At 39.5% G+C, this 20,171-nt stretch carries 15 protein-coding genes; 7 read left to right on the top strand and 8 right to left on the bottom strand.

The window, feature by feature from the left end; genetic code table 11:
* Positions 1-115: 115 nt before the first annotated feature.
* The gene (locus EHQ58_RS08820) at positions 116-2,728 is read right to left on the bottom strand and encodes a hypothetical protein (RefSeq protein ID WP_135623526.1); all 2,613 of its coding nucleotides are present in this window, start codon (positions 2,726-2,728) and stop codon (positions 116-118) included.
* 65 nt (positions 2,729-2,793) lie between these two features.
* Here EHQ58_RS08820 and EHQ58_RS08815 point away from each other — a divergent pair, with 65 nt between their 5' ends.
* Together EHQ58_RS08815 and EHQ58_RS08810 are read left to right on the top strand one after the other, a co-directional pair.
* Positions 2,794-4,689, top strand: a complete 1,896-nt coding sequence (locus tag EHQ58_RS08815; protein WP_246047261.1) for an ABC-F family ATP-binding cassette domain-containing protein — start codon at positions 2,794-2,796, stop codon at positions 4,687-4,689.
* Between the two features lie 83 nt (positions 4,690-4,772).
* Complete coding sequence (locus EHQ58_RS08810; protein ID WP_135623525.1) at positions 4,773-6,509, top strand: SpoIIE family protein phosphatase; 1,737 nt, start codon at positions 4,773-4,775, stop codon at positions 6,507-6,509.
* Here the strand turns inward: EHQ58_RS08810 and EHQ58_RS08805 are convergent.
* The 5 genes from EHQ58_RS08805 to EHQ58_RS08785 all read right to left on the bottom strand — a co-directional run bounded on the left by EHQ58_RS08805 (position 6,503) and on the right by EHQ58_RS08785 (position 14,871).
* Positions 6,503-7,999: a DUF5683 domain-containing protein gene (locus EHQ58_RS08805; protein WP_135623524.1), complete on the bottom strand. Its 1,497-nt coding sequence runs from the start codon at positions 7,997-7,999 to the stop codon at positions 6,503-6,505. The two genes, EHQ58_RS08810 and EHQ58_RS08805, sit on opposite strands and share 7 nt — an antisense overlap.
* On the bottom strand, positions 7,992-10,433 hold the full coding sequence (locus EHQ58_RS08800) for a FecR domain-containing protein (protein WP_135623523.1): 2,442 nt from the start codon (positions 10,431-10,433) through the stop codon (positions 7,992-7,994). The genes EHQ58_RS08805 and EHQ58_RS08800 overlap by 8 nt, the downstream gene beginning before the upstream one ends.
* Before the next feature lie 5 nt (positions 10,434-10,438).
* The gene (locus EHQ58_RS19090) at positions 10,439-12,436 is read right to left on the bottom strand and encodes an adenylate/guanylate cyclase domain-containing protein (RefSeq protein WP_135623522.1); all 1,998 of its coding nucleotides are present in this window, start codon (positions 12,434-12,436) and stop codon (positions 10,439-10,441) included.
* A 195-nt stretch (positions 12,437-12,631) separates the two neighbouring features.
* Complete coding sequence (locus EHQ58_RS08790; RefSeq protein ID WP_135623521.1) at positions 12,632-13,636, bottom strand: hypothetical protein; 1,005 nt, start codon at positions 13,634-13,636, stop codon at positions 12,632-12,634.
* A 17-nt stretch (positions 13,637-13,653) separates the two neighbouring features.
* Positions 13,654-14,871, bottom strand: coding sequence for a saccharopine dehydrogenase family protein (locus tag EHQ58_RS08785; protein WP_135623520.1), 1,218 nt, complete (start codon positions 14,869-14,871; stop codon positions 13,654-13,656).
* A gap of 312 nt (positions 14,872-15,183) precedes the next feature.
* On the opposite strand from EHQ58_RS08785, the gene EHQ58_RS08780 reads away from it, so the two are divergent.
* The 4 genes from EHQ58_RS08780 to EHQ58_RS08765 all read left to right on the top strand — a co-directional run bounded on the left by EHQ58_RS08780 (position 15,184) and on the right by EHQ58_RS08765 (position 17,988).
* Positions 15,184-15,765 (top strand): TetR/AcrR family transcriptional regulator, encoded by a 582-nt coding sequence (locus EHQ58_RS08780; protein WP_135623519.1) that lies wholly within the window; start codon positions 15,184-15,186, stop codon positions 15,763-15,765.
* 53 nt (positions 15,766-15,818) lie between these two features.
* Positions 15,819-16,328 (top strand): acyl-CoA thioesterase, encoded by a 510-nt coding sequence (locus EHQ58_RS08775; protein ID WP_135623518.1) that lies wholly within the window; start codon positions 15,819-15,821, stop codon positions 16,326-16,328.
* 92 nt (positions 16,329-16,420) lie between these two features.
* A complete protein-coding gene (locus EHQ58_RS08770; RefSeq protein ID WP_167883580.1) occupies positions 16,421-17,362 on the top strand; it encodes a Tll0287-like domain-containing protein in 942 nt (313 codons plus the stop codon).
* Between the two features lie 5 nt (positions 17,363-17,367).
* Positions 17,368-17,988, top strand: a complete 621-nt coding sequence (locus EHQ58_RS08765; RefSeq protein WP_135623516.1) for an FMN-binding negative transcriptional regulator — start codon at positions 17,368-17,370, stop codon at positions 17,986-17,988.
* Position 17,989: 1 nt separating this feature from the next.
* On the opposite strand, the gene EHQ58_RS08760 is transcribed toward EHQ58_RS08765, so the two are convergent.
* A complete protein-coding gene (locus EHQ58_RS08760; RefSeq protein ID WP_135623515.1) occupies positions 17,990-18,607 on the bottom strand; it encodes an NADPH-dependent F420 reductase in 618 nt (205 codons plus the stop codon).
* Between the two features lie 116 nt (positions 18,608-18,723).
* On the opposite strand from EHQ58_RS08760, the gene EHQ58_RS08755 reads away from it, so the two are divergent.
* The gene (locus EHQ58_RS08755; RefSeq protein ID WP_135623514.1) at positions 18,724-19,131 is read left to right on the top strand and encodes a winged helix-turn-helix transcriptional regulator; all 408 of its coding nucleotides are present in this window, start codon (positions 18,724-18,726) and stop codon (positions 19,129-19,131) included.
* A 2-nt stretch (positions 19,132-19,133) separates the two neighbouring features.
* Here the strand turns inward: EHQ58_RS08755 and EHQ58_RS08750 are convergent, their stop codons facing one another.
* Positions 19,134-19,967: a type 1 glutamine amidotransferase domain-containing protein gene (locus tag EHQ58_RS08750; protein WP_246047259.1), complete on the bottom strand. Its 834-nt coding sequence runs from the start codon at positions 19,965-19,967 to the stop codon at positions 19,134-19,136.
* Between the last annotated feature and the right edge of the window lie 204 nt (positions 19,968-20,171).

Below are 20,171 nucleotides of genomic sequence, written 5' to 3'. Positions count from 1 at the left end.
AACTTCCTCCAAAGAAGATGAATCACAGATAACATAAAAGAGGTCTCCGTTGATGTCAGCCCATATTTTTAGAAAAATAAACACCAAAGGTGCGAATTTTTGAATTATGTCCCGACTATTGGGGGGTCTGGCTGATGAAGACGCCTTCTTCCCGATAAAAAGCAGGATCAAGGAGGAAGTTCCCTGCATTTATGTCTGAATACGACCATTTGGGTCTGTAGATGATAGAGCGAACTCCAGCTTTAAACCAAAAATGCATCCAAGCAGTGTGAAAAGAAAATCCGTCAGGTAGACCTTTTCCGAGCACTTTCTCAGAATACACGATCGTTTTAGGCACCGTCCGGTAATCAATGCGCCTGATCAATCTTGCGGTTGAAATCTCTTCATAGGAACCGGATTTATTTTTACAAGACCAAGTTAATTCCATAAAATTCCCATCCCTTCTGGTTTCATTTGGGAAATCCCAAAGATGTAGGCGGTCTTTATCTTTTAAGATTCTAGAACCTTCAAAATAGCTACGATCAACAGGTATGAACCCTTTCGCAGTTTGTATGTTTTCTGTCATGGGACAGTCCCAGGTAACTATCGTTTGTGGCTTTGTTACCTCGAGTGCCGGATACATAAAATAAAATAAGGATATATCTTTATCTTTCACATCTTTCTTTAAATTTTTATGAGCAATGTATCCCGCTTCGTTCATATAAAATTGTATCGACTCCGAATCCTTAACTAAGAAATAAAAATCCTTTATCGACTCTGTAACTTCTATTGATTCCAATCGGGTAGTTCTCACCTCTTTCCAAGTGAGTGCATTTTTTTTATTTTCTTTTGGGTTATAGAAAAAGATATAAATCGAATCCTTTTGAGGTAGAAGAACAACTGTCGGGTGTTTCGCAGCTTCAAGTGACTTAACAACAGACTCTTCTTCCATTTTCGAAAGATACTGAGATTCGGAATTGCGTGAATCAACATAAGTGGAATCAAAAAACTTGGATTCTCTTGGGGATTGAAATCCAGAAAGATATTTTAGCTGTTGGTCAATAAATTTAACCTGCGAGAGAGAATGAGGACGATTTTTATCGTTTAACGTTTTCCGAATGCTGTCCTGTCGGAATAAAACATCGAGCAATCCCCAATGATCTGATTCGTCTTTTAAAAACTGAATGGAGTGTTCAAAAAATTGTTCGGTGGGGAAAGACATGGGACGATAGTTTCTTATGAAAAACAAATCTTCATAAACTACCTGATTTTGAAAATCATGAATTCCTTCGCGTATATTTCCACTGATGGGACCTCTCTTGCCGGAGGCCGTATGAGCAAAAACGAATCCAAAATTTCGAATGAATTCGGAAGCATAAAATGCATTTTCCGGATTCAATATCCCCCTGCTCTTTGTAAGTTCAATGGTCGACCGTCGGAACTCCTTTCGATAAATCTGAGTATACCCTTGTAAGACAGTGGCTGCATATTCGAGCCGACGCCACCCCTTCCCTTGGGCCATATAAATGATTTCATCCGTAATTCTCGATGAAAGTTCTGGATTCTGATCAATGAGAATTTGCGCCAGGCGGAGTTTAGGCCAAATGTCATCCTCCGTCAATTTATCTGGATCTTGTATTTTTTGTAGGGCACGAATTGCCTGATCGGCTCCCAATAACTTCCAAATCGTAACGGAGACCAAATCTTTAGCGCCCGTAATGCTGAGAGGCTCGTTTAAAATGGGATGGAGGACATTTGTAGACCAATTGGCAATATCGAGTTTCAGGTAATAATCGTTCGATTTTTTATAATTTTTCTGAAGATAGGCAAGGACACCCAATTTTACATAAATCCGATTTGTAAAAGATGATTTTTTCCCTTTGGTAATGTTCAAGTATTGTATGAGAGAATCTTCGGCTCCCATATAATCGCCAGCAAGTACCTGAAAGAAAGAATATCGTTCAATTGAGTTTTCTGAAACATCACCGTCGCTCACTCTTTCCAAATCCATGATCATTGCTTGAAAATAATTCGCTTCGCGGATGAGTCCAAGAAACGCCATTTTTGCCGGGAGATCTTGATCTATCCAATCCAATAATGGGATCCACTCGAGGAGAGGATCTTCGAAAAAGGGAGATGCCACACGCATGATGTTAACATAGTGTTTATGTAACTCTTTCTCTTTCCCGCTTGCGACATCAATATAGTACTGCAATCTGAAAACTCTGCATAATGAATAATAAGGCTTTGATTTAACACAATCCATACGAATCATTGTTTTCTTTTCATCTTCACCTTCTTGGTAAAGATTCACTCGCATGTTTTTTGCCAAATTTCGAAAATAGGTATTTGGTTCTTTTTGAATGAACGTATCCAATATTTTTACTGCCTGCGTATCATCACCCTGAGCCTGTTTCCAGAGAGAGGTCAAAATTGCATCTGCAAATGCATAATCTCCTTTTTTGATTCGGAGATCATACAAAATGTTAGCAACTCCCACCTTATCCTTGCGTCGGAGATAAAGTTCCCCTAGCGAAAGATAATAATCTATTTCTTGGTTAGGTGTTAAATTAGAAGGTGATTGGAATCGGAAACCATCTTTAGAGTTGATCATTTCCCTTCCCGCGATCATCAGGCTGTAAATACCTGAGGAAAGTGACCAGCCTTGCCCACGTTTTGTTTGGGCGGTAAGCTCCACCGAAAAAGTAATGAGCAGGATGATGAGAGTGAGTAGCCAATTTCGAGTCATGGACACATTCAATTTCCTGTATTTATGCTTTTTGGTCAAGTGACATAACTCTAAGGTGTTGCTTTTTGGGTGAAAGTTGCCATTTTGGTAAACTAGGACGAAAGGATACTACATTGCTACTCTCCCTCTCAAAACTGACAAAGATCATCGGCGAAAAAGTTTTATTCAAGGATTTGGACTTCAGCATCTCGGAAGGAGAAAAAATCGCAATTGTGGGCGTCAATGGCGCGGGTAAATCCACCTTGTTAAAAACAATTCTTGGGAGAGAGGAACTCGACTCGGGTTCCATAGTACCAAACAAATCCCTCAAAATTTCCATACTGGAACAAAATCCAACCTTCGATCCAGAGGAGCGGATCCTAGATCATATCTACCAGAGCGGCGGGAAGTTAGTAAAATTATTGCATGATTATACCGAAGCTTGTGACAAACTTGAAGAGGGAACCGAAGAATCCGAGGCAAATTACACGCGTTTGATGCAAGAAATGGATCGTCTCTCTGCTTGGGATTATGAGGCACAAATAACTTCTATTTTACGAGAATTGGGCGTTGAAAAACTGGAACGAAAAATGTCGGAACTTTCTGGGGGCATGCTCAAGAAAGTTGAACTTGCAAAAGCATTGATTGAAGAGAGTAATTTGCTAATCCTTGACGAACCTACAAATCACTTGGATGTCTCTTCCATTCAGTGGCTGGAAGAATTTCTTATGCAAAGCGATAAAGCCATCATTCTCATCACGCATGATCGCTATTTTTTGGACAGAGTCGTTGGGAAGATTCTCGAAATCGACAGAGGAAAATACTTTCTCTATGAGGGAAATTATTCAGAGTATCTAACAAGGAAAATCGAAAGAGAAGAAACACTTCTGAAACAAGAAGACAAGGCCAGACAACACTTAAAACAGGAAATCAAATGGCTAAAAAGACAGCCCAAAGCCAGAAGCACTAAACAGAAAGCGAGAATAGACCGAGCCGAAGAATTGAGCAATCGGGAAATTTTTGAGCTACAAAAGGAACTCGAACTGAGTGTCATTGGGAAGAGACAAGGAAAAACAATTCTTGAGATTCATGCACTTTCAAAATCATTTCCTAGCAGAACGATTGTTAAAGATTTTAGTTACTTCTTTAAGGCGAAAGAAAGGCTAGGAATCATTGGTCAAAACGGAATCGGTAAATCCACACTCCTAAACTTATTTGCAGGAACACTCGCACCGGATTCAGGATTTGTGAAACCTGGAATTAACACAAAGATCGGATACTTTGACCAAATCAGTAGAGAACTGCCATTGCACCTAAACGTTCTGGATTACATAAAGGAGTATGCTGGAGAATATATTTTAAATGATGATGGCGAGAAAATTTCTGCATCCAAAGTCTTAGAACGATTTCTTTTTGATGGGAAAACGCAATATACTCAAATTGCAAAACTTTCTGGTGGCGAAAAAAGGCGCCTATATTTGGTTCAAATCTTAATGTGTGGCCCCAACTTTCTTATACTAGATGAACCAACAAATGATTTAGATATACAAACCTTATCTATTCTCGAAAACTTTTTAGAGGAGTTTCCAGGAACAGTTGTTACCGTTTCTCATGATAGATACTTTATGGATAGAGTAGCAGAAACACTTCTCATTTTCGAAGCGAATGGGGAGATCTCAACTTATATTGGCACATTCTCCTCTTATCTTGAAAAACAAACTGAAAAAAAAGAGAAACCTGTCAAAGCGATTTCATCGGAAACTGTGGTTTCCAAAGAAGTAAAAACCTCGTCCAAAAATGAAAAAGAAAGAAAAAAATTAGAAAAAGAAATCGAACTTTTAGAAAAAGAAAAGGAAATTAAGAACCAGGAATTAGAGTTCTTTTCGCACGATCATAAAAAATTAACTGAACTTGGCATTCTTCTGACAGATCTTGAAAAACAAATCGCCCAGAAATATGCAGAATGGGAAAATCTTTCCTAAACAGAATATTTTTTTAGGCTAACTTTCTCGGAAGCAAGAAAGTGTCGACGATTCGATTGGCATATCGATAAATTGAAGACACCGTGAAAGACTTTTATACGCCAAGGGCTTTGCTAGCTACATTTTTCTTGCCTATTGGATACGTAATCTGCTCAAAAATAGGTTTCCAGCTCGCATTTTTAAACAGCCAAGTTTCACCCGTTTGGCCTCCAGAAGGAATGGCGCTGACCGCACTTTTACTTTTGGGTCGTGCTGCGATCCCTGGGATTTTTTTAGGTGCCTTTCTTGCTAACTATCTAAATAACCCACACATTCCTACGGCTTTACTCATTGGAATCGGTAATACACTCAGCTCTTCCCTTAATTTTTATTTTCTTTTGCGAATCACTGGCAATAAGGATCCCCTATACTCCGTTAGAGGGCTAATTTATTTTATCACAATCTGTTCGATTTCTGGCTCTGCCTTATCAGCGTCCATTGGCGTCACGAGCCTGTTATACTGGGATTTTTTACCAAGTGAGGCTTATTGGAATGTATTGTTTACCTGGTTTTCTGGAGAAATGCAGGGTTTTCTAATCGTTGCACCCTTACTTTTTGTATGGTTAAATCCTGATGAAAAAATGGGAGTCCGATGGTTTAAAAAAATAGAACTGATGCTCTGGTGTTTAATGATTTATATATCTGGGAGAATTGCCTTCTCCGATGAATTGCCGCTTCTATTTTTGCCGATTCCATTTGTCATTCTCACAAGTCTTAGATTTCGTCAATATGGCGCAACACTCGCCAGTGTGATTTTGTCTTTCACCGCCGTCACACAAACCATCCATGGAATGGGCGTTTTTGCGATGAAACGTTCAGGGAATCTTTCCATTAATGACTCTCTAATATACCTAGATGCATTTCTTTTTAGCATCAACGGGATAGCATATTTTCTCGTGGCAGTCTCGCGGGAGCGCGAGCGAGCCAAACAAGATGCAGTCGAATCCTTGGAAGTATTGAATCGTCTGAAAGAGATAGCGAATGAAGAACTAGAAAAAAAAGTATTTGAACGAACGAAAGTCATCGAGGCACAGAAACTTGAAATTGATAAGCAATTAGATGTAGCCAAAAGAATCCAGGAGTCGCTATTCCCAAACAAAGAAATCAATCCGGAGCCCTTCGAGGTCTGTTTTCGTAATGTTCCCATGATGAAAGTTGGAGGTGATTTATTCGATATCCACTGGAACCCAGATACGAAGGAACTTGGAGCCTTTATTTGTGATGTATCGGGGCACGGGATTCCTGCCGCTTTTTTATCTGCGCTTGTAAAAATGTCATTGGACTTTTGGGTGCGAAGTCCCTATTTACTTACTCAAAGCATAGAACACATTCGAAATCAAATTACTCCAAATCTTAAAGATCACTTTGTGACAGCTAGTTTCATTCATATTGATACAAACACCGGTAAGATCAAGTTCGCAAGAGCAGGACACTTTCCTCTATATATCATTAAGTCAAGTGGAGAGCTCGTTACGATTAATCCATCTGGTCGTGCGATTACTGCATATTTCCCGACAAACTCATCCGAATCATTCTACCAACTGAGTCCAGGCGATCTGATCGTTTTACTAACTGATGGCTTAACGGAAGCCTCGATTCCTGGCGAAATTCAATTGTATGGCGAAGAGCAGCTACTTGATCTCATCACTATAAATCGAATGAGGCCTTTAACTGAGATTCGTGATATCGTGTTTGATATCATTCTGAAATATTCTGGCGGAGAAGAAATGATTCAGGATGATCTTACCCTAGCTTTGATTCGATTCAAATCAAATCAATAATAGAAACTATATTGAAAATCAGCTCTTAGGTGACTTGGATCATAAGATCTAAACATACCTATGGGCATATCAGGCGTTATACCGAAACTAATTTTATTTGTGGAGGAATCAGAATACTTCCTCAAATGAGCTGTTACCATGATATGCAATATCGATGTTAAATAGACGACTCCTACTGCACCTAATGAGTTATTCAGTCGATTCGCCTGCTCACTTATCTTTCCTGCCTTCGAATTGATAAGTGTAGGTACCAATAGGTCGTCAGGATTTATTGCTCGTGCGGCTTCTGCATTATCTTCCATTGTTCGATAGTCTGCTACTTTCGCTCTATAAACATAATTTTGGTAACCGAGATTGAGTGCCGTACCGCCAAGTAACCCATAATAGGTGTATGCTGTGGCATGATCACCAATCAATTGATGACCCCAACCCGGAAGCACTGCCTGTCGCCATAACATCTCAAAAAAACTATGTTTTCTTGTCCCGAGTGAGTTTTTCGTTCCCGTGTAAATAATATGTGCAATCGCAACCGCGTAAATTCCGCCTATAGCAGAAACGGAATTGTTCAATCGATTTCTCTGTTCATCCACTTTTGTTTCTAATGTGTTCAAATAAAAGGGAATGCTCACACCGATGGGATCAATGGCTGCACGCATCCCTTCCGAATAGTCTTGTGCCGTTCGAAAACTAGCTACTTCCGCCTGGTAATGAGTATATTGCGCGGAAGCATTGACAACTGAAACACCGAGTAGACCAAAATAGGCATAGGCTGTCTTATCGTGATTGATATAAGCATGACCCCAACCTGGAAGAACTGCTTGTCTCCAAAACATAGACCAAAACTTAATTTTTGATTCTGGCTGGAAATCAGATTCTCCAGAGGGTGTGGAATCATTGTTCTTGGCTTGGATGTGCTCAGGAGGATGACTGACTAACTCTCCTGAGATGGATACTTGTATGGGATCAAACTTTGGATTTTCAAGAATCACAGTATGGTCTTTGTTTGGATCTACAAATTTTTTATCTACTGTGACTATACTTGTTTTGCCATCTCGACTGGTTTCAATCTTTGCTGGAATGCGTTTTCCGTTTTGTACGATGAAGGCCTTTGTCCCCTCATATAAATTTTCACCACTAAAGGTAATTTTTTCTTTATTCCCTTCTGTCTGCACCATCGACGTATCAGAGTCAACGACAGGTGGAGCGACCGCTTTCACTTCGAGTTCTCGCCATTCAGACCATTTTTCAACTACATTCAATTTATTCAATAGAGCAATGCGATAGGAATATTTGCCTCTCGCCATTTTCAAAGTAAGGCTCGATTTTTTTGTAGCTTGTGTGATGACCTTACCTGATTCATCCTTAATTTCCACCGAATAACCCAGTGCAGATGGGATTGCCTTCCAACGTATCGTATGGAATGCATCTGAAAATATATTTATACTCCAGAAAAGAATTAACGTGCCTGTAAGAAGATGTATTCTATTCATCATACTGAATGTCCGGTGAAATGATTTCAATTTCTTCTTTGATGGCATCAAGATCTACTTTAAAGGTGGAGGAGGACTCCTTCCCAGAATTTTTATCATCCATGGGTAAGACACTCCAGCGGAACTGCTTTCTATCCAATAGTTCTAACTTCGAAAATCGAATTTCTGGTTTTGTGGTCACTGTTGCATAAATTTCTTTTTTCTCATCAAAAATTGAGAATTTATATTTCTTAATCCCATTTACAGGCGTCCATTTGAAGGCAATCTCATTCAACGGGGATATATTTATGGTTTGGCCATCTAGTGGAGCCACAAGCACAACGGACTTCCCTGGAGAATCCGTTTCTGTGTTATTTTCAATTGCTTTCTCGATCACTTCTGGTAGCACTTGAAATTTCGAAAGTGTTACTGAGCTTTTTTGACCGCCGTCGCCAATTCCCGCAATACTCCACTCATAAAATCCAGCTTGTTGGATATCGGCTTTCTCAAGCGTAATCTCATTTGTGGCAACAGATCGATTGAGTATTTCTTTGAGTTTATTTTCTTCCTTTAAGAATAATTTAAATTCATAGTTTGGCGTGTTCCCTTTCGTCCATTGAAACTTTATTTGAGACGTCGCAAAAGGGATGTTAACATTTGGTTTCGGAGCAAGAATCTTGGGTGCTTCTGGTAGATAGCGCACACTAAAATTTTGAGTGCTGGATGTTAAATACGCCTCCCCTGTATCGGAGAGTAACGAAACTTTCCAAAAATAGTTTCCTGCTTCGATCTCTTTTAGGAGGTACCGATTGCCTTTCGCAGTCAGATTCTTTTTAACTTTCTGGAAACTAGAATCCTCAGCGATCTGAAGCGAGTAGTTTCCAACGATAGGAAGTTTTTCCCAGGTGAACAAAATCCCTTTGGATTCCACTTCCGGTGCACTCATTGATAGACCAGACTCAGGTCCAAATGTGCGAAGGGAGGAGATATCCTTTTCTTCAAAAAAAGATATAGAGGAGTGATCGGTAACCACTCCATCTTTGGTCTTCCCATTCACTCGCCAGAAATATTGGCCCGAACTTAATTTCTCTTTAAGCTCAATAAAATTAGCGTTTGTTGTTTTTTTAATCAAGATCGGATCAAATTTTGCGTTGGTCGATAGCTGGAATTCATAACTATCTAAATTGTTGTCTTTTGACCAATTAAATAGTACACCTTTCTTTTCGCTGATGATGGAGTATGTCACGGATTTGTTTGCAGGGTTGAATAACGTGGGAGGTTTTCCTTTCTCTGGATCTGTGATTTCAAATATCCGATTGGCAGAATAAATATAAGCGAAATTTCCCTCACCCGATGGAAGGTTTGCCCCAACTCTCCAATAATACTTTCCCTTGGCGATCGGAAGAGAGATGTAATTTGAAGAAGAAACAGAGCTCTGAACATTACTAGAATAATCGGCCACTGGAGAAATATCAAGTTTATAGTTGGAAGCTAAATCGCTTTTGTTCCAAGAAAAATTAATATAAGTAGTGTTCGACGCTGTAGAGGTCTTAAATCCATTCGCAGGGGCAATAGGTCGAACGGCTCTGTTTTGTAATACACTAAATCGTCTCGAAGGACTCACATCTTTCCCAGACGAAACACGCCAATAGTAAACGCCTTCTTTAAGAGAAATGGATATCTGTTTATCAGAAATCTTTTTCGAGATAATAGATTTCTTAAAATCGCTTGAACCTGATATTTCAAAATTTACAGCTTTTACAGATGCATCACGTGAAAACTCAAAAGCCACTGCATAATTTTGATCTGGCGAAAAGTAACGCGCATTATCTGGAGGCGAAATCAACTTCAGATCAACCTTTTTGATTTCAACTTTTTCAGCGTTGGCACCAACAAGAGCCTTCTCATCAGCCCCAATTTTCTGTCCTTCTTTGCCAAAAGAAAAAATCTCTGCGATTCCTTTTTCAACCGTTACATTCAAGTCTTTGTTTTCATTTTTAGAAAGTTTGACATCCCCTTTGCCAATGGATACGGAACTATCGCCTGATTTGATACTAAGCGAATTCGCACCTTCCCCACCTTCATTTTTCGCCGATACGGAACCGTAAGCAAAATCGATACTCGTCTTTTCTTCATCCAGATTGAGAAGGATCATACTATTTTCACTTAGATTGATTTTGGTTCCATCATTCAAGGTGATTTCAGCATCGGCTTCTGTTGCCGTACGAATTGAATCTTTATTTCTTAATGGGAAATTTTGTTCTAAATCCTCCCAAACGACATGACTCGCGTATTTACGCTGGACCGTTCGTTGCTTAAATGTGATCGAACCAATCACCTTTTCTCCTTCTACCTGGATGCGTCGGTTTACATCATAGTAGAAAATACCTGACAACGAAGCCAAAGTTGCCAACTGCAAGCCAATCCAAATCTTTTCTCCAAAGCTATAATTCATAAAAATTATTTATGTGTTCTTGTAAATACTCCATCCCAATCATCATCGGGAGGAGAAGCCTTATACTCTTCACATCTTTCGATAAGCATCAAGGCTGCCTTATCTTTACCAAATTTCTGTTTCTTGATGCTATTCGCGTCTTTTAATGTAGAAATTGCGGTCGTAAAATTTCTCTTCAAATATAATTCAAATCCTCGCTCGTATGCTTGTGCGCTCTCCTTTATGATGGGATCGACATCCGCAATCGAGTCAATTAACTCAAACAATACGACTGGCTCATTCTTACCTTTCACTCTTACCAAATCCATTTTTCGAGTAAAAAGTTCATGGTCTACCTTGGCTTTAGTAGATTCACTAATCAGAATATTGACACCGTAATCTTTTCCCGCTGCCTCAAGTCTGGCTGCCAAGTTGACGGTATCACCCATCATTGTGTAGGAAGCAAGTGCATCGGTTCCCATAAACCCAACCTTTGCAGGTCCAGTATTGAGACCGATCCTAGCATCCATTTCCCTTGCTTCCTTCGAATAGAGTTGGTTAGCGGTCCAATACGCACGAAGGTCTGCCAATTTTCGAACCATTTTGATGGATGCTCTGGCTGCCTTTAACGGATGCTCATCTACATCCACAGGGGCATTAAATATACCGACGATCGCATCTCCAATGTATTTATCTAAGACGCCATCATACTCTTTTAAGATGATCGTCATAGCCGATAAATATTCATTGAGTAGTGCCGCTAAATCTTCCGACTTAAGCTGTTCACTGATTGTTGAGAAACCAGCAACGTCTGAGAAAAAAGCCGTGATCGGCTTTTCGCTACCACGTTTCAAGGCTGCCATATCAATCATAGCTTCTTGAACCACGACGGGATCGATCATCGATCCAAGAATGCTTTTTACTTTTTCCCTTTCTTCTAAACCGTGCGCCATGCCCAGGAAGGAATTAGTAAGGACTCCAACTTCATCTCGAGTCGTCGGCCGTATCTTAACATTAAAATCTCCACCTTCAATTTGTTTCGTGGCAGAGACCAAGCTAATGATCGGAGTAGAAATTGTTTTCGAGAATATGAAGACAATGATTACGGATATGTTCAGGATGATCAAAAGTATGATGATGTTTCTTCTCTGAATGTTGTAGACTTCAACAAACGCATCATCCTCTTTTACTGTTGATACGATACCTAGACCAGCAAGACCCATTTTTTTATACGAGCCTAAATGGTAAAATTCATCCATCAAATATCTCTTTTGGCCATTATCGACTTTGCTTTCTACAAGACTTTTAACGATAGGGACATCGATTAAATTTTTGGACGCCATGACCGTATCGCGGTCGCTATGGGCAAGTAAATCCGCACGTTCATTGATCAGATAGGTTGAGGTGATCCCAGTGGTCTGGAAAGCTTTCAAAAATTCGGCGGCATCCATATAGAGCAGGATTAACTTTTTTTGTTCCGGAGATCCGTACGGAATGCTAATCCCTAAACATGGGCTCAGGCAACTTGAACTCACATTCAAGACAACGGTAGCCCCCGAAGCACTTCGACTAAAATCCTCACCATACGCATCATTCATATTTTGAATCGTATTTAGAGATAAATTGTTCTCTGTCAAAAACTTATCATTTGTGATTTTGTTTTTGATCGAAAGAGTGGATCCTTTCGCCTCGGCTATCGCCATATAAATAAAAGAATTATTATTCTTAAAAAATAAATCCACAAAAAGTGTTGTCTGTGGTCGGCTCAGAGACTGATCCAGAATGATCGCCATGTTATTTATTTTATATGCTATGGAATAGAATTCATCTTCCACCTTTTGCCCAATAACATCCGCTAGCTGCAAGTTATTTTCTTGGATTCGTTTTTCAGAATCGTCTTTAAAATACCTTGAAGCGAGAAAAATCATTGTGGCTAAACCAGAGATGATGATGAATGATATGATACTAATAAGTTTAAGGCGGATATTCCACCTTGATGGTTTAAATTCAGTTTGATCCGTCATTACTTCCTCTAAATGATTACATCCCAAAATGGTAGAGACGTATGGTCGTATTCCAAGTGAGTCATAGTATATTTCCTAGACAACTGTCGCCAATCAATTAAAATTTGTTCTTGGGCATTTGTTTGAAAACGTTTCTCTCCCCACTTCTGCGAAACCATTTTTTGATCTTTTTTATGTCTTTTTCTTCTTTAAGACTCAATCTTTATGCTTTTTGATGCGACTGATTCCAAATACGAGTCCATCTAGCAATTCTTTGGATACAAATTTTTGTGTCATTTCGGAAGCCGTTTGCAAGAGGGACGGAATTTTAAAACCATTCCATCTGAGTATAGAAATGGCTTTGGCACTTGCATCCTCAGGCGAAACATTTTCAGTTTTTTGGAAAGCTTCTACTAAAGCATAGTATTCCAATCCTTCGTCCTTTAATTTTCCAAGTTCGGCAATGAGCCAGCTCAAAGCGTAAAAGTAATTTTTTTCGAGTAGTAGGAACCACGAGAATTTGCCTGCTTCAGGAAACAGATTGTACTTTGAGCTTAAAATTTCTGGTGTGACAAACGTGGCAGTGGGAATTTCGGAACCGATTTTTTTTCCAAATTGGATCTGACCTATTAAAGCATGAGGATAGATGCTCAACCAACGCAAATCTCGCCTAACCTCGTGCACTTGAAGTTCCATCTCGGTAAAGGGCTTAGCATTTTTACTAATAAATTTTTTTACTGAGTCGATTTCCTCTAAATATAACTTTTTGATTTTTTCGACTTCTTTCTTTTCTGGAAGCCAGTCCATTTCATCCAATTTTTTGCGAATTTTTTTTAGTCTCGAATCATTTTCATCCAACCAACCATCACGTAGTAAAACTTCGTTCAATTTGGCAAACATCTGATCGCGATGTTCTTCCATGAAATTCTGAATTGAGATAGGGACATTCGAATTCTCTTTATAACTCTTCGCATAGACATCATAATAATCGATGGCACCCAATGCATCTTCAAGTAACTTGAACAGATCTTTTAGTTTTTCAAATTTGTTTTTGTCGTGGAAATTACCGTACAAGCGACAAAGACCTTCTAGCATAAAAAGAGGTGTTCTGGCATCTCGAGCATAAATGAATTTTGCTGCATCATTCTCGAGCTTTGCCTTTGCCAGAATCAATTCTAGTTTTGAAAGATGAGCTTCAAATTTTTCTATTGTTTTATTCATGTGGATCCTATTGCTTTTTAATGTCCTTTTAGTGAGATAGTTATATTTTTTTGTTTTAATCGATCCATAAGTACATGTCCAAGTCCCATAGCTGGAGTTAAGAATCCACTGCGCAACTCTCCTCCTGGTAATTTTTTTCTTTGTGTGGCCAGAGCAAGGGCAGATTCGCAAAGGAAGATGGTTGTTGCGCGGTTGCCAGGATCGCCATTGCCTGAAAATTCCAAGTGCACCTCTTCTCCCGATATTCCTTTACCTATCGCATCGAGTTTAAAATAACCAGTGTTCATCGATTCCTCAGAGGGTCCTTCACTTGCCGATGGCCCTAGATTTCGGATTAGGTCTCTGAATGCTGCAAGAGTCCCCAATGATTGGAAGGCTCTAAAGGCAGTTGAGTAGACGTAAGCAGGCAGAGGATTCCACCATTCACTAAAATTATGATGTTCCGTATAACTTACATTTGGTCCATAGCTTGTTCCAAAGGAGCTGGAAAGATGGGCACTTCGATTTACAACTCTTGTGTTGATCATAGACATCAAAAAAGGCGTGATCCATCGATTGATTGTTTTATCTAAAACCGTATCAAATGAATCAGAAATCAGCTTCACGCCTTTCGGAGTCTCTCGTATCAAAATGGCTGGGTCTTTCATGAGTTTCCAATCACCGCTTTCAAACATATGAAGCATGGAAAGAAGTGTCCCACCGTTGAACGAGCCTTTTATGGTATAAATGCCGCGAACTGAATCTAGTTTTGTTTCTCTGATTTCACGAAAATATTCTGCAATGGCGAATACGGCCAGATCACTTGGCACGGAGTCAAAGCCAGAAAAGGGAATGATCTTGGCTCCGGATCTCTGGGCTTTTTCTTCATGGGTATCCATGACCGCACGAACAAAGGCGGTTTCCCCTGTGATGTCTACGTAATCCACCCCTTCTTCGGCGCAGCATTCCATGAGATTTTTACCGTACAGACGAAAAGGTCCCGCAGTTGTCAGGACCACGCGTGTAGACTGAACAAGCCGACGCAAACTGGTAACGTCCTCAGAACCCGCCTGAATGGTATCAATGTCTCTGGTGCCTTTTATGATTTCCTTGCTAACCGCTCGCAACTTGCTTTCATTGCGCCCAGCTATGGCCCATTTCAAATCCGATGGGGCATGTTTGAGAAAATAGGCTACCGTTTGTTTCCCTGTAAAACCACTGGCTCCGTAAAGTACGACATCATATTTTTTAATCATATTGAGTTTCGCCTCGAAGTATAAGCCCAATTCGGAAAAATCGCAATCCTAAACTGGGATAAATTTTAAGTTAGTCGAGCTGGTTACGGAACATTCGGTAGTTTTCTCGGCAAACCTCGCTGTCAAAATCAAGCATTTTGACGCAAGGAAAGATTTAAATAAGTTCCGCCAGCACGACTAGACATCTACAAATCAGAAATTTTTTGCAAGGATGGAAAAGATGGAAAAACATACCAAAGGCACCCAAGAACTAATTTTTCTCTTGCAAAGCTGAGACAGATTGCCAATTTGAGACCGTACGGTCTCAAATTGATGAAGGGAAATATTACAAAACAACGAATCGTTAACCAAAGCTTAGCCTTATTCAATCAATTTGGAGTCAGGGGTACTTCCCTATCCGATGTCATGAGAGTTACAAAATTGGAAAAGGGCGGCATCTATCGACATTTTGAGAGCAAGGAACAAATCGTTGAAACTGCACTTCGCTTTTATATTGCAAGCGTGGAATCCCGTTTAGCCAAAGCAACGGAAGGCTTGACTTCTCCCCGCAGAAGACTTGCGGAAATCATAAAATCCTTTGCAGGCATTGCAGAAAATCCCGTAGTTCCTGGCGGCTGTTTTATTATGAACATGGCAGTTGACACAGACCATGCGGAAGCAGGACCACACCCACTCGTCGTTTTGAGCTTTAAAAGATGGGAACGTTTATTTGTTTCTGAAATTCAAAACGGAATCAAACAAGGTGAATTTCGAGAAGACGTGGACGCCAAATCCTTTGCTGCCATTGCGATCTGCTCGATCGAAGGATCGATAGTTCTATCATCAACGTATCCCGGGCTCAAATCATCACAAGTCATTGTAAAACACCTACTCGGCATAATAGATCAGTTTTAATAAAAAAATTTAAGGAAAAAGAGACCGAACGGTCTCTAATAAGGAGCCAAAAGATGAACAAGGAACCAGAATCTAAAGTCAGAATCCAATTTGAGCATTGTGACCCGTTTGGCCATTTAAATAACATGCAGTATTTAAGTTACATCATGACGGCAAGAACCAATCACTTAAGAGATGAGTATCAATTTGATTTATTTGAACATGGAAACAGGACGGGAAATAATTGGGTTGTTAGTCGTACGCGTATCAATTACATGGCACCGATAAAATATAACGAAATTGCTACAATCCAAACGCGCCTAATACATGTGGATGACAGAAAGATCATTCCTGAAGCGATAGTTTACAATGCAGACAAAACAAAATTACATGCAATTGCCTGGATTGAATTTACTTATTTCAATGTCAATCGAGCTCGTCCCTTAAGACACGAATCAGAATTATTAGATTTTCTGAAATCCATTGCGTTGCCTTTAGATGAGTTTCATTTAGAAAAATTGGATCTGCGAATCTCTGAAATTCGAAAATCTTTGGGACGTTCTTTGCAAATGGTAGATGTTTAAAATCGATACAATGTTAGGAGTCAGCAGACTTTGAAAAAAGTTACTGACATGATGAAATTAGAATCATAGCCTCACAAAACGGCGGTATTCTTGTGAAATTTAAAACCATCTTGCTTCTTATTATGATTCTAAATTTGTTTTTCGCATACGGATGCAAGGAATCAGAGACAGAAAAGGATGAAAATCTTCAAATCGCTTTCTTATCTCAGAATTGTTTGGCCTGTCATTCACCAAACATGGAACAGGCAAATAAAATCGCCCCTGCTATCGGTGAGATTCGTGTCAGATATAGAAATTTGATTTCCTCTGAAATGGAGTTCACAGTAGCTATTAATAAATATCTAACCGCACCAGGTTTTGATACGACTCAAAACAAGGACTGGGTAAATCAGTATGGCAATATGCCCAAAATGTCCTTCCCTGAAAAGAGACTGGAGAGAGCCCTTTCTTATTTATATCACACGGAAGTCGATTCGCCTTCCTGGTTCAAGGCGAAACAAAGTCTTTTAGAAGACAAACCAGCTCTAAAAAAGATCTTACGTGAGGATATGACTTCCTTCGAAATTGCCGAGCAGTCAGCCCATGCAACCAAATCACTTCTCGGTTCCAACTTAATGTCTGCCTTAAAAAATAAGGGAGAACTTGGGGCATTAGAATTTTGTAATATAAATGCACAAAAACTAACGAACGATCAGTCAAAAGATCTGAATCTAGAAATCAAAAGAGTCTCAGACCGTCCTAGAAATAAAATTAATGCAGCTTCTTCGGAGGAAATCCAATTGATTCAAAAGTATCAGGAAAAAATACAAAATAAAAGCAAGTTAACGGCCACACAGTTTGATAAAGATTCCACTTTTGTTGCTTATTTTCCGATTGAGACGAACGAAGCTTGCTTAAAGTGCCATGGCATTGTGAATAAAGACATTAAAAAGGATGTCTATCTCAAAATTAAATCCTTATATCCTGATGATGTAGCAGTTGGTTACAAATCAAACGATATCCGTGGCCTGTTTAGAGTCACGATGCGAAAATAAAGAATATGTTCATTCCGGAACCCTTTAAAATTAAAGACGAAAAAATAATCTACGACTTGTTATGTGATTATAGCTTTGCCACCCTCGTTTCTTCTAAGCAGGACCAATTACAAGCAACTAACCTTCCCCTACTTCTGAGTAAGGATAAAAAATCACTGATAGGACATATGGCGATCGCCAATGAACAATGGAAAATGCTTTCAGGAAATTCTGTACTTGCGATTTTCCATGGCCCCCACCATTACATATCCCCTTCTTGGTACGAAACAAAAGATGCAGTACCAACCTGGAATTATATTTCACTACAGGTCAGTGGTAACTTCGTCCCTCTTGATGATGAGCATCAGTTAGTCGAATCACTTAAACATTTCGTTGATACTTACGAAACGATGGAGAGTGAGTATCTACTTGAACACGTGGATCCAAATTACCTTGCCAACTTGAGAAAGGGAATCATTGGATTTAAAATCGAAATTCATAATATTGAGGCTAAGGCAAAGCTGAGCCAAAACCATTCTACTCCTAGGCAATCTTTGGTCATCGAAGAGTTAAAAAAAATCAAATCAGAAAACGCCTTGGCAATCGCAAATTGGATGCAAGAGAATCTTAAAAATTTGAAGCAGTGATTTATCTTTTTAAAAGTTTAAATCCTATTTCCCGTCCTTGGTTTTGAAACATGGCTAAGTTGATCCAGAAGAAAGCAAATTGTTCCATCAATTGGAATTTATCGTTTCCTCCCACATCATAACATTCTCCAAATCCTGCATCCAAGGCTAATTGTTTGGCAATTTCCTTTGCCCGCTGGGAATCACCGGCTACGAAGGCATCTAATAAAATCCCATTGTACTCAGGATTTGCAAGATTGTTTGCTCCAGTGGTATTAAAACATTTCACAATCTCCCTTGTTTGTGTATGATCTAAAATGGCTAGAGTTGTCGAATCATAGCCAACAGGCCCGCGGTTCATTACAATATTCATGGCATCGATGATCACTTTACCCGTCGTGTCTCCCAGTGACTTGGCAACGTCGACTGCGTTTGGCGCTGGCGTCGAGATGAGAATGACATCAGAATTTTTGACCGCCTCTGGAACGCTTGAGACCGTCGTGTTTTCATTTTGTGAGAGTTTGTTACCCTTAAATTGATTTACATTTCGAGTTCCCAAAAAGATACGATGTCCTCTTTTTGCCCAAGTCGTAGCGAGTGCACCACCGACGTTTCCAGATCCTATAATTGCTATATTCATATGATTTAACAAATTACATTGACGGAAAAAATCAATCCTTACTTTTCAAATATAAAAAGAGATTTTCGATACTATAGTATTTGGTGATTAAATAACCAAACAGTGAGTGAAATGCTATGCCAGAATTTAAATACAAAGGTAAGTTATATTACAACCCAGTTGAGTTTGTCCTAGATTGGATTGGCGGAGCTTGGAAAATGCCCATACTATGGCGCCTTAGAGAAAAAACGTTGAGGTACAGCGAGATTAAAAAAACGCTAAATCATATCTCCGATAAAATGCTCGCTCAGTCTCTAAGGGATCTTGAGGAAAACGGTCTGGTCACTCGAAAGGTATACGCGGTTGTCCCACCTAAAACAGAATATACGCTCACTGAATTAGGTAGAAAAACGATTCCGGTCATTTCAAATTTGAGAGACCTCGGTATCACACTCATGAAAACCTCAGGAGTTTATAATGAAGATACCCAGTTCTTTCCCCTGAAGGTTCCTGTCAAAAAGACAAACAAACGTGCTAAGGATTAAGGTTATCCTTGCGGGTTGCCACTCTTATTCAACTGCTCCACAACCAATTCGGCGGCGGCAGAACCAGAATTTTGCTGCTGGCCTGTAATTAAATTTCCGTCTTGTATCACATAAGAGGAGAACGGTGCTGCCACTTTGAAATGGGTACCTGAAATTTTTCTTGCCTCATCTTCGATTCGATACGGTTGAATCTTCATACCCACTGCCTTATCTGCAAAGTCTTCCTCCGAATTTGCAAATCCTGTCCATGTTTTGTCTTTAACAAGTAGATCGCCGTTGGATTGTTTTGCTTCTAGCAGCAAGGTCGTCGAATGACAAACGGAAGCCGAGGGTTTTCCAGCCTCATAAAAGGATACGAATAACTTTTGTAATTCTAAATTTCCTTTGAATGTATACATGGGAGCTTGCCCACCTACTAAGAAAATAGCGACGTAATCTTTCTCGTTTATTTCCGTTATTTTTTTTGTATTCTTAAGCATCTCATTAAAGTTAGTTTTTTGCAGATACCCTAAAGAAATCACATCATGAGCAGAGTATCCACTCTTATCTAAAGGGTTTGAATAACTATCCATCTCAATTTTTCCGCCATTCGTAGATGCCAACTCGACTTCAAATCCTGCCTCCTCGAACACACGAAGTGGGTGGGTCATCTCTGCCGCCCAAAATCCGATTGGCCACCCTGTCTGTTTGGAAATAGCGGGACTGCTAACGACCATCAGTATCTTTCCTTTGGTTGGCTGTCCGTGGGAATGAACGTAACTGATTTTTTCAACCACTTTGTTACAGAACAACATTGTACATATAAACAATAAACATAAAGTGAATCTTAATTTCATCATCTCTCCTATTTTATAAATGAGAGAGAGAATCCAAAGGAAATAAGGTCAATTTTTTAATTGCAAATCGACACTCCAAATTCGCTATACCAGATATGATTGTAAGTATATTACTTACACGTAAGTCTGCTATTTACCTTTGTGCAAGCCGTTCCGATGGAGATACACTAAATTTTCTTCTTTTAATCATTTGGATCAATTGTA

The organism is Leptospira ognonensis, from assembly GCF_004770745.1.
GTDB classification, from domain to species: Bacteria; Spirochaetota; Leptospiria; order Leptospirales; family Leptospiraceae; genus Leptospira_A; species Leptospira_A ognonensis.
The sequence above is the reverse complement of the archived record's forward strand: the minus strand, read 5'-3'. Positions and strand labels throughout refer to the sequence as shown.

Bases quoted from the DNA above. Each gene is read 5' to 3' on its own strand.
- EHQ58_RS08820 (WP_135623526.1), bottom strand. From the start codon at position 2,728: ATGACTCGAAATTGGCTACTCACTCTCATCATCCTGCTCATTACTTTT.
- EHQ58_RS08805 (WP_135623524.1), bottom strand. From the start codon at position 7,999: ATGAATAGAATACATCTTCTTACAGGCACGTTAATTCTTTTCTGGAGT.
- EHQ58_RS08800 (WP_135623523.1), bottom strand. From the start codon at position 10,433: ATGAATTATAGCTTTGGAGAAAAGATTTGGATTGGCTTGCAGTTGGCA.
- EHQ58_RS19090 (WP_135623522.1), bottom strand. From the start codon at position 12,436: ATGACGGATCAAACTGAATTTAAACCATCAAGGTGGAATATCCGCCTT.
- EHQ58_RS08790 (WP_135623521.1), bottom strand. From the start codon at position 13,636: ATGAATAAAACAATAGAAAAATTTGAAGCTCATCTTTCAAAACTAGAA.
- EHQ58_RS08785 (WP_135623520.1), bottom strand. From the start codon at position 14,871: ATGATTAAAAAATATGATGTCGTACTTTACGGAGCCAGTGGTTTTACA.
- EHQ58_RS08780 (WP_135623519.1), top strand. From the start codon at position 15,184: ATGAAGGGAAATATTACAAAACAACGAATCGTTAACCAAAGCTTAGCC.
- EHQ58_RS08775 (WP_135623518.1), top strand. From the start codon at position 15,819: ATGAACAAGGAACCAGAATCTAAAGTCAGAATCCAATTTGAGCATTGT.
- EHQ58_RS08765 (WP_135623516.1), top strand. From the start codon at position 17,368: ATGTTCATTCCGGAACCCTTTAAAATTAAAGACGAAAAAATAATCTAC.
- EHQ58_RS08760 (WP_135623515.1), bottom strand. From the start codon at position 18,607: ATGAATATAGCAATTATAGGATCTGGAAACGTCGGTGGTGCACTCGCT.
- EHQ58_RS08755 (WP_135623514.1), top strand. From the start codon at position 18,724: ATGCCAGAATTTAAATACAAAGGTAAGTTATATTACAACCCAGTTGAG.
- EHQ58_RS08750 (WP_246047259.1), bottom strand. From the start codon at position 19,967: ATGAAATTAAGATTCACTTTATGTTTATTGTTTATATGTACAATGTTG.